At 41.3% G+C, this 9,220-nt stretch carries 10 protein-coding genes; 8 read left to right on the forward strand and 2 right to left on the reverse strand.

The window, feature by feature from the left end:
* Window positions 1-31 precede the first annotated feature (31 nt).
* Window positions 32-2,053: an oxidoreductase gene (locus BA1DRAFT_RS14225; RefSeq protein ID WP_036780349.1), complete on the reverse strand. Its 2,022-nt coding sequence runs from the start codon at window positions 2,051-2,053 to the stop codon at window positions 32-34.
* An 82-nt stretch (window positions 2,054-2,135) separates the two neighbouring features.
* On the opposite strand from BA1DRAFT_RS14225, the gene BA1DRAFT_RS23555 reads away from it, so the two are divergent.
* Complete coding sequence (locus tag BA1DRAFT_RS23555) at window positions 2,136-2,291, forward strand: hypothetical protein (RefSeq protein ID WP_160170007.1); 156 nt, start codon at window positions 2,136-2,138, stop codon at window positions 2,289-2,291.
* Window positions 2,292-2,586: 295 nt separating this feature from the next.
* A complete protein-coding gene (locus tag BA1DRAFT_RS14230) occupies window positions 2,587-3,186 on the forward strand; it encodes a GNAT family N-acetyltransferase (RefSeq protein ID WP_036780352.1) in 600 nt (199 codons plus the stop codon).
* A gap of 55 nt (window positions 3,187-3,241) precedes the next feature.
* On the opposite strand, the gene BA1DRAFT_RS14235 is transcribed toward BA1DRAFT_RS14230, so the two are convergent.
* Entirely contained in the window at window positions 3,242-4,168 is a 927-nt protein-coding gene (locus tag BA1DRAFT_RS14235; protein WP_235201114.1) for a VirK/YbjX family protein, read from the reverse strand.
* A 561-nt stretch (window positions 4,169-4,729) separates the two neighbouring features.
* On the opposite strand from BA1DRAFT_RS14235, the gene idi reads away from it, so the two are divergent.
* From idi to BA1DRAFT_RS14255, 6 genes are all read left to right on the forward strand, one after another.
* Window positions 4,730-5,263, forward strand: a complete 534-nt coding sequence (idi, locus tag BA1DRAFT_RS14240) for an isopentenyl-diphosphate Delta-isomerase (protein WP_036780356.1) — start codon at window positions 4,730-4,732, stop codon at window positions 5,261-5,263.
* A 137-nt stretch (window positions 5,264-5,400) separates the two neighbouring features.
* Window positions 5,401-6,345, forward strand: coding sequence for an SAM-dependent methyltransferase (locus BA1DRAFT_RS14245; protein ID WP_036780358.1), 945 nt, complete (start codon window positions 5,401-5,403; stop codon window positions 6,343-6,345).
* A gap of 235 nt (window positions 6,346-6,580) precedes the next feature.
* On the forward strand, window positions 6,581-6,745 hold the full coding sequence (locus BA1DRAFT_RS23560) for a hypothetical protein (RefSeq protein WP_160170008.1): 165 nt from the start codon (window positions 6,581-6,583) through the stop codon (window positions 6,743-6,745).
* 464 nt (window positions 6,746-7,209) lie between these two features.
* The gene (gene dinQ / locus BA1DRAFT_RS24680) at window positions 7,210-7,281 is read left to right on the forward strand and encodes a damage-inducible type I toxin DinQ (RefSeq protein WP_369293964.1); all 72 of its coding nucleotides are present in this window, start codon (window positions 7,210-7,212) and stop codon (window positions 7,279-7,281) included.
* A gap of 843 nt (window positions 7,282-8,124) precedes the next feature.
* On the forward strand, window positions 8,125-8,271 hold the full coding sequence (locus BA1DRAFT_RS22105) for a type II toxin-antitoxin system HicA family toxin (RefSeq protein ID WP_235201115.1): 147 nt from the start codon (window positions 8,125-8,127) through the stop codon (window positions 8,269-8,271).
* Window positions 8,272-8,324: 53 nt separating this feature from the next.
* Window positions 8,325-8,735 (forward strand): type II toxin-antitoxin system HicB family antitoxin, encoded by a 411-nt coding sequence (locus BA1DRAFT_RS14255; protein ID WP_036780360.1) that lies wholly within the window; start codon window positions 8,325-8,327, stop codon window positions 8,733-8,735.
* Window positions 8,736-9,220 lie beyond the last annotated feature (485 nt).

Raw genomic sequence — 9,220 nt, forward strand, 5'->3', positions numbered from 1 at the left:
ACGACGTGCCTGTGATTGCCATTATTCATCATCAAATTTTAAGACCCAACCGAGTACCTTGATCGATAGCCCGTCGAGCATCCAATTCGGCAGCAACATCTGCCCCACCAATAAGATGCACAGTTTTTCCTGCTTGCTGTAACGGTTGATACAATTCTCTCAGTGGCTCTTGCCCTGCACAAATGATGATGTTATCTACGGCAAGACAGCTCTGTTCCCCATTGCAACTAATATGTAGCCCTTGATCATCTATTTTTAAATATTGCATGTTGTTTAGCATTTTTACGCCGCGCAGGTGTAGATTGGTTCTGTGTATCCAACCTGTTGTTTTACCTAGTCCTTCACCAACCTTTGTCGGCTTACGTTGCAATAAATAAATTTTCCGGGGAGAAGCTTCTGGTTTGGGGCCTTGAGGGGATAAGCCACCACGGTGAGTCAAATTATGGTCAATACCCCACTCTTTACTGAAAGCGGTACTATCAAGGCTAGAACTTTTTCCTGGTTGACTCAGATATTCTGCGGTATCAAAGCCGATGCCGCCTGCGCCAATGATAGCTACACGTTGACCGACATTTTTCTTATCCCTTAATACATCTAGGTAGCTCAGTACCTTTTCGTGATGGATACCCTCGATCGTGAGTTGGCGAGGCGCAATGCCGCTGGCGATAATCACCTCATCAAAATCGGAAAGCGCTTCTGTTGTTGCGGTCTGGTTCAACCGTACATCAACATGATGGATTGCTAACTGGCGTTGAAAATAACGCAGTGTTTCATGAAATTCTTCTTTACCAGGGATCTGTTTGGCAATATTAAATTGTCCGCCAACCTGTCCGTTACGTTCAAACAGAGTGACATGATGGCCACGACTGGCAGCGGTCACGGCGAATGACAATCCGGCAGGTCCGGCGCCGACAACCGCCAATTTTTTAGGCATAGTAACAGGTTCGGCGGCCATTTCTGTTTCGTGGCAGGCGCGAGGATTAACTAAACAAGAGGCTATTTCACCGACAAAAATCTGATCCAGACAGGCCTGATTACAACCAATACAAGTGTTAATCTCATCGGCTCGTCCTTGCTGGGCTTTCATAACAAATTCAGCATCGGCCAGAAAAGGTCGCGCCATAGAAACCATATCGGCACAACCTTGTGCTAGCACTTGCTCTGCAATGTTGGGATCATTAATTCTGTTTGTTGTGATCAGCGGGATAGAAACTTTTCCCATTAGTTTTTGCGTTACCCAACTGAATCCAGCACGAGGAACCATAGTGGCAATTGTTGGAATCCGAGCCTCATGCCAGCCGATACCGGTATTGATAATAGATGCCCCCGCTTGCTCAATGGCAACCGCGAGTTGCTCGATTTCCTGCCAATTAGATCCCTCTTCTACTAAATCCAGCATTGAAAGTCGGTAGATTAGAATAAATTCTCGTCCAGTTGCTTGACGGACAGCTCTAACAACCTCCACGGCAAAGCGCATTCGATTTTCAAAACTTCCGCCCCATTTATCTTGGCGGTGGTTGGTGCGAGTAGTCAGGAACTGGTTAATCAGATAACCTTCAGAACCCATGATTTCTACGCCATCATAACCTGCTTGTTGTGCCAGTTGTGCGCAGTGAGCGAAATCGGCAATGGTTTGCTGGATGTCCTCTTCTGTCATTTCACGAGGCATGAATGGATTAATCGGTGCTTGAATAGCGGTGGGGGCGACAAGGTGTGGTTGATAGCTGTAACGGCCGGTATGTAAGATTTGCATGGCAATTTTTCCACCAGCCTGATGAACTGCATCTGTAATAACTTTATGGTGAATAAGGTCTTTTTCATCTACCAGAAATGCGGTGCCTTTTCCTATAACACCTTGTTTATTTGGTGAAATTCCTCCGGTGACAATCAATGCCACGCCTCCGGCTGCTCGTTCAGCGTAAAAGCGGGCAAGCCTCTGAGCGCGATCGGGATGTTCCTCTAGCCCAGTGTGCATTGATCCCATCAAAATGCGGTTTTTCAGTGTGGTGAACCCTAGGTCTAGAGGGGTCAACAGGTGAGGATAATGGCTCATTGCAATCTCCGTCGGGTGTTTGTCAATCATAACCAGATTATTATTGTGTCCTAAACCACGGGACAAAACTCCAGGTGGTCGGATGAGTAATGGTTCAAATTTAGATGGAATAAGGTTAATTGGGAAAAAAATGTTAAATGAATGTGATGAAGGTCATGAAATCAGGTTCTTTCATAAAGTTAGTGAAAAAAATCTGAATGTAAACGTTATTGATGTACTCCTTGTTGATTGGAACTAGAAAGGTTAACCAGATCACAAAATGGGCCAAATTGATTTCAGTCGTTCACTTTCCAGGATAATCCGTGGCATGGTTTTGTATTCTTACATGAGAGAATATGACTAATTCAGCCAGGAGGTTTGTTTATCCAGTTTTAGTATTTTTTTGAATGATGTGAGAGCTATCTAAGATGTTAAAAGTGCGGATTTTGCTTTAATAGGGGATTGATTTTACATATATTAATTTGATTCCGGTTTTAATTCTGGAATAGGGTGAGCTCTTCTATTCTGACTTAATTTATAACTCAGAGGTTATTATGAAAAAACAGATGACTGAATGGGTAACTTTGGCAGGAAAAGGGGTGACGTTAGAACCTCTGACACACCAACGGCATGATGAGTTTTTACAGGCAATTGAAGAGGGGGAACTGCATAAGTTGTGGTACACCAGTGTTCCTTCGCCGACTGAGCTAGGTAACGAGATTGAACGCCATTTATTGCTACATGAAAAAGGTACTATGCTGCCTTTTGCTATTGTTGATCATCGAACAGGTAAAGCGGTTGGAATGACCTCGTATATGAATATTGATTCTGGTGCCCGCCGGTTGGAAATCGGTTATACCTGGTATGCACGTTCTGTTCAGCGGACACATATTAATACGGAAGCAAAATATCTCTTATTGAAGTACGCTTTTGAAGAACTGGGATGTATCGCAGTGGAGTTTCGCACTCATTTTTTTAATCATCAGAGTCGGAAGGCGATAGAGCGACTGGGCGCAAAACTTGATGGGATTTTGCGTAGTCATGCTGTATCTAAAGATGGCAGTATCAGGGATACTTGTGTTTACAGTATTATCAGTTGTGAATGGCCTGCGGTTAAAATGCATCTTGAATGGCAGATGGTTAAACCGAGGTAAGAGTCATCGTAAAATTAGGCCGTTTCCTGTGAAAGGTAGCGGCCTGATATCTGATTTAATTTGAAGGTAGGGAATGCCGCATGCCATTGTCCAGTTCATCTAGTAATTGATAACGGCGACGATATTCCGCCCGTTTCTTGCTGGCTATATCTTCAAGAGGTTTTCTTTCAATAGATAATGGCAGATGGAAATCTTTATTTTTTTCCTTTGTTCCACCTAATGATTCCCAGAAAGAATCGTAATCAGCGACTAATTTATCTTTCTTTTTATGCCAATAGCGTAGGCTTTTATAGATGTGGGTATCGTTGCTGGCTGCCAGAATTTGCTGACATTCAAAGTGGGCAGCAAAACGGCAAATAGATTCAAGCAGTAAGCGTTTTGGAAATAATCCGAAACAATCTTTTGTTGCATCGCGGATAATTTCAAGGGTTGCATCGCCTTTGGAGCCTTGTAGCCCACCGATGAACAATGTTTTTTTACCGGCAATAGTGAGTAGTGTGAAGGCGCATCTTGCCAAAGTTTTATTATCTTCTGTTGTAATAAATAGAGTAAGCTCGCCTTCTTTATTAAAACAGTCCATAGAATCTAAAGAAATAGTATATGTTCCACTCTTACCATTGATAACCGCTAATGGATATGCATTGGAACGGAATATTTTATTAACAATAGATTGATTCAAACCAGTAAACAGTAGCTGGTAATGTTCATTTATTGCACGTAACGTCTGCCCTCTGTTGAAGTTTATGCTTAGATAGGGGCGATGTAGTTTAGAAGGTAAACAAGGTTGTTTCTTCAAAATATCCAGATAAAACGGTGTATTAACTATCTGGTTTAATAGTTTTAACGTCGATATTGGCATCAGGGCGCTGCGTAAAGCAAATTTAGTGCGATTCTGTGCAGAATACCAATGGGGACTCGGGCTGATTTTTTTTCCGACTAAATCTGTGAACAGTCGGATTCCTGAACTGGCAGGTTGATACATATATTCCATTTCTTTATCTAGCTAAAAATACGGGAGGAAAGATGAATTGCAAGTGACGAGTATACTTCCCTAGTATTAAACAAAACTTCAACGGATGTTTATTTTTGTTTTTTTAAGGTAAAAAATCAACAGTTGTTTAATGATTGTTTAGTTATTGAGGGGATTTTTTCTTGTTTGTTTATTATTCGTTTAGTTTTCTGTTGTAAAAGCACATCCAAAAAAATGAGAGAAATGGCTATGATTTTGGTGTGATACCTGAGGTCATGAGCTGTAACAAATTTAGCAGATGGATATTGGTGGTAAATGATTAATATTAGATATATTCTTTTTTGAATCCATTTAATGAAGGCATTAATAATTATTCTATTAATTTATTTTTTTTCATTGATGCAGTAATGGAATGGATGAAATGTTTTTATTTTGTGATTTATATCATATTGTTATGAAAAATGTTCTTATCCTTGTGAAGTTAATTTAGTACTTGCTGAATATGGATTATATTTTATTGTTAATTAAAGTTTGTGATTTTATGTTATTCAATACACACAAAGGCTATTAATAATGGATGAAATACTTGTTCTTGTTGATAAATATGACAATCCCATTGGTTCGGCGGGAAAAAATGATATTCACCAGAAGGGTATGTTACATCGGGCCTTTTCTATCTTTATTTTTGATAATAAAGGGAATTTACTCCTACAGAAGCGGGCGGCAACCAAATATCATTCAGCCGGACTTTGGACTAATAGCTGTTGTGGTCATCCCAGAGTTGGTGAAGCTCTGGAAGCCGCTGCGTGCCGGCGTCTTGGAGAAGAGATGGGGTTGGACTGTCCATTGAAAAAGGTTTCGTCATTTATTTATCACGCAATACTGCCTAATGATTTGATTGAATATGAATATGATCATGTTTTTATCGGGCGCTTTGATAAAGAACCGATAATTAACCCTGATGAGGTGTCCGATTACAAATGGGTTAATCCATTGAAATTGAGGGAGTTAATTAATAATGCTCCTGATGTGTATATGGTGTGGTTCAGAAAAATCATTGATGGCCTTTCGTATCAAAATATTGAGGAGTGGCAAAGACTGATCTGATAGTAATGTAATTTATCGGTAATCACGGCATTAAATTAATTAGATATGAATATTTAATTAAAATTTACTAATACGCCGCAAATCCTGAAAAATAAGGTTGCGACACCCCTTTAAAACCATTTAATAAGGAAAACCTCATGAGTAGCTTTAATAATGTGTTTTACACGGATGTTGAGTCTGCTCCGCCTTATCACATCATTCGGGGGGAAAACACCAACGACTACGAAAACAAAGTGGTACAGGCTTATTGCGAAGATCCTGAACGCTGGCGTAAAGCGATTGGTGATACGCTGTTATTCCAGTCTGGTGTTTACGATGATCCTGCCTCAAGGCCACCTATTTCGTTGGGTGAAGCAGGTATTCGTTATTTTGATCGTCAACTGCTGTTAGCTGGTTTAGAGGCAAGGATCGAGAGGCCAGCGGTTCGGCGAATACTGGATATCGGTTGTGGGTGGGGTTATATCCTGAAATATTTGGCTGAATATTTTCCTGAATGCGCGTGCTTGGACGGAGTGAATATCAGCGATCAACAGTTGAGGTATTGTGCTAAGTTTCATGCAGAACATGGATTGGCTGAGCGTATTAATCTGTATCTGTGTAATGCACAGGATATTGATTTGTTGCCTGACCCACAGGAACTTTATGACTTGGTGATTATCCGTGGTGTTATTTCGCATTTTCCTAACTCATTATATGAGAAAGCCATGAATGCGCTGTTCAAACGTGTGCGGGTTGGTGGTCGGGTAATTATTTCTGACAACCTCTATAATGTGGAACTGGATAGCTATAAATCGGATATTCCTGACATCATCGATCGCCTTGCCTGTCGTAATCGTAAAACACCTGCCTATTTCAGACAAGTGCTGGAGAAAAGTGGTTTCCTTATCAAGGATATGAGGGTGTTGCCGTCCAATATTGATACAGCGCATTGGTTTCTGGATATCAAGGCTAACATCGAACGGAACTTTCCTGAAGGTGTGAGTGGTACTTTGGAGGAGCTGCGTGTGATGGCTGAAAATTTTTCGATCGCGCTGGTGAAAAACTATGTGTCGGTTTATAGCGTTATCGCACAAAAACCATAGCAAGTAGCTTTGTTTTCTTAGTTGAAGAGTGGGGCTGCTAAAACCTTTGTTGCTGTTTTGTTGTCACTGACTGTTAGAAATAAAATCTATGGTCCCTTTTTTACGGAGTAGCTTGATTAGATCGCGCCAGCATTGATGGCGCGATAGAAATCTCCAACTGAAAAATTTCCAATAAATTTCGGTTTTTGGGCCTTATACACCTGTGGTTTGGGTAGGAAGTCAGTGAATCAGTGTCATGATCTTGATGTTAGAGATGCTGGATGTGGTTAAGGAATTGGCTGAACTGACAGCCGCGTATACGTATCACAATACAGGTATGCCGAAGAACGCCAGCGCGATAAGGAACACGGCTTATAAATCGGATGAGCTGAAACAGAAGTATTCACCTGTGATTGGGTGAATATCATTCCATTTATGTGAGGTTTTTTTATTCCGCACCCTAGGTTGATATTTTATGCTATAGGCATTAGACTGGTTATGTCAGTTAAGGAATATCGCGCTAGGACTGAGGCTACCAATCTCGGTAATAGCACAAAAGATACCCGTGCCCTTTATGTGTAAAACAAAAAAGCCAACCTCACCAGTTGGTTTTTTGTTTTTACCAACTCACCATTTTAATTGATTGAATCATCTGAAAATAAACCTATAATCAACGGCTGTTAGTTTTGGGTAGCGTTCTGGCCTGTGTATCTCTGACGTAAGTTTTCGTAAGTCTTGGCTGAAGAACAGGTGGTGCTGCTTCAGTGCCTCGGTCAGAGCGCGGTATTCCTTAACTGACTTGATGGAAGTCAGCCGGACAGGCAGCGTAAAGGCAATGGCTGGTTAAATCGTGCTCCTAACTGGAGCAAACGGGTGAAAGCATTTATTGACACTGCTATCATCGTTCTCAAAGCGTTAATCGCGCTTTTAGAGTTGATCCGTGCATTTCTGAAATAGATAACGGAAACGTAGCTAAGGCCATCAGGGTAACCTCCCGGTGGCCTTTAATATTTACCGCCTTTGATCAAGCAAGCCACTTTTGTTTAAGTGGCCCAATATATTGATCTAACAGCTTAAATTTGGTCATCCCGACTGGACTTGAACCCGTGTTCAAGCGGTTATTGCTCCGGTAGTATGGGAGGATAGCCAACAGATTAGTGTAGTTTACCGCGAGTTATACACATAATAACATTGGGACACCTTTTTAAATGCGGTTTCAATCAATGCTACTGGTTCGTGTTTTGATGGTCTGAAATAAAATTATCTCGCCCGCAACATGCGGATTTTTTTACGCCTTTATAGCGCTATGAATACAATTCTGATATTAAAGAATGGGAAGTGAGTGTAATAAAAAAACCGAGAATTCATAGCGTTATATCAGTTTAGTGGTTTAAAAGTTGCCGTTACTTTTTCGGATATAGAAATAATTTATGTGATATCAGGATTGCTTGGTAAATCATTTCGAACGGTTCGTTTGATAGGCTGCTTATTTTCATCAAAATACCGACTGTCCATATCTCAGCAGGTGTGACACCAATTTCCTGAGCAATCATACGCGCCACAACTCAGGTACGACGGGGAACGCCAGTGCGATAAGGAACACGATTTATAAATCCAATGGATTGAAACAAAAATATTCTCCTGTAATTAGCTAGATTGATTGGCCTCTCTTTGATGAGGTTTATTTTTACCCTTTCATATGGTAAACAAGAGTGTTGACATGGTAATCATAAATGTTTACTGTGTTTGTATGTTCAACAGAATGGAGAAGTGGTGAAGCAAAGCTAGTTTAGGCGGTGGCTGGAAGCTCAAGGCGTCGAAGTTTCAAATGGGACAAACCATCTGAAACTGAGATATCAGGGGAAACGAAGCATTATGCCGAGACACCCTAGCCAAGAGATCAAAGAGCCGCTGAGGAAAGCAATCATTAAGCAATTAGGATTGTGATAAAAACCCGCCTCGCAAGGGGCGGGTTCTCGCACAGGTTTACCATTAAAAATATGCGATATCCAGTCACACTAGAGCCAGTAGAAGAGGGCGGTTATTTCGTCTCGTTCCCGGATATCCCCGAAGCTTTAACCCAGGGGGATACACGGGAAGAGGCGCTAGAGATGGCGCTCGATGCGCTAATAACCGCCTTTGAATTTTACTTCGAAGATAATGAAAAAATCCCGCTTCCTGGCCCCGTAGGGCAGGATTATGTTGATGTGCCCTTAAGCGTGGCCTCTAAGGTGCTTATGCTCAATGCGTTTCTTGATTCCAAATTAACGCAAATTGAATTAGCCAACCGTATGGGGGTGAAAAAGCAGGAAGTGACCCGTATCTTTGATTTACGGCACGCAACTAAAATTGATACGGTGGGTAAGGTCGCATCGGCTATCGGACATCAGTTAACTTTGTCCATTGAATGAAAATCACCATTAATTAACAGGCTGCGTTAATACGTGGCCTTTTTTATATCCTGATAAACTGCAACCAGATGCACACAGCACTGTTATCAATCAAACCAATATGTACCAGATTAATCATGTGGTATCAATCAGCGCTACGGGTTCGTGTTGTGATGGTCTGAAACCTGCCTGAACCACCATAGAAGCGATAGCAAGGCGCACTGGTATTGTGGGAGAAGCGGCAAACTGAAATTGATTGAAAAGATTTTCAGGACATTTCAGTTTGTAGATCTAGGAAGGATCACGGCAGAAAAGTTAACATAATGATAGTAAGGAAATATTTCTATTTTACGTAAGAAGTAAGATCACGAAGATAAGCCGAAGGAAATTTCAAAACACAGTACTAGAGCCTTCATTCCTCACCTAATTCAGGAATAAACCGCTTTATATTGTGCGCCTAATAAACTCAAAAGCTCATGGTGGTAAGATTGCATTCCTGTCACCAT

It is taken from the genome of Photorhabdus aegyptia (assembly GCF_000612035.1).
In the GTDB taxonomy this organism is placed as follows: domain Bacteria; phylum Pseudomonadota; class Gammaproteobacteria; order Enterobacterales; family Enterobacteriaceae; genus Photorhabdus; species Photorhabdus akhurstii.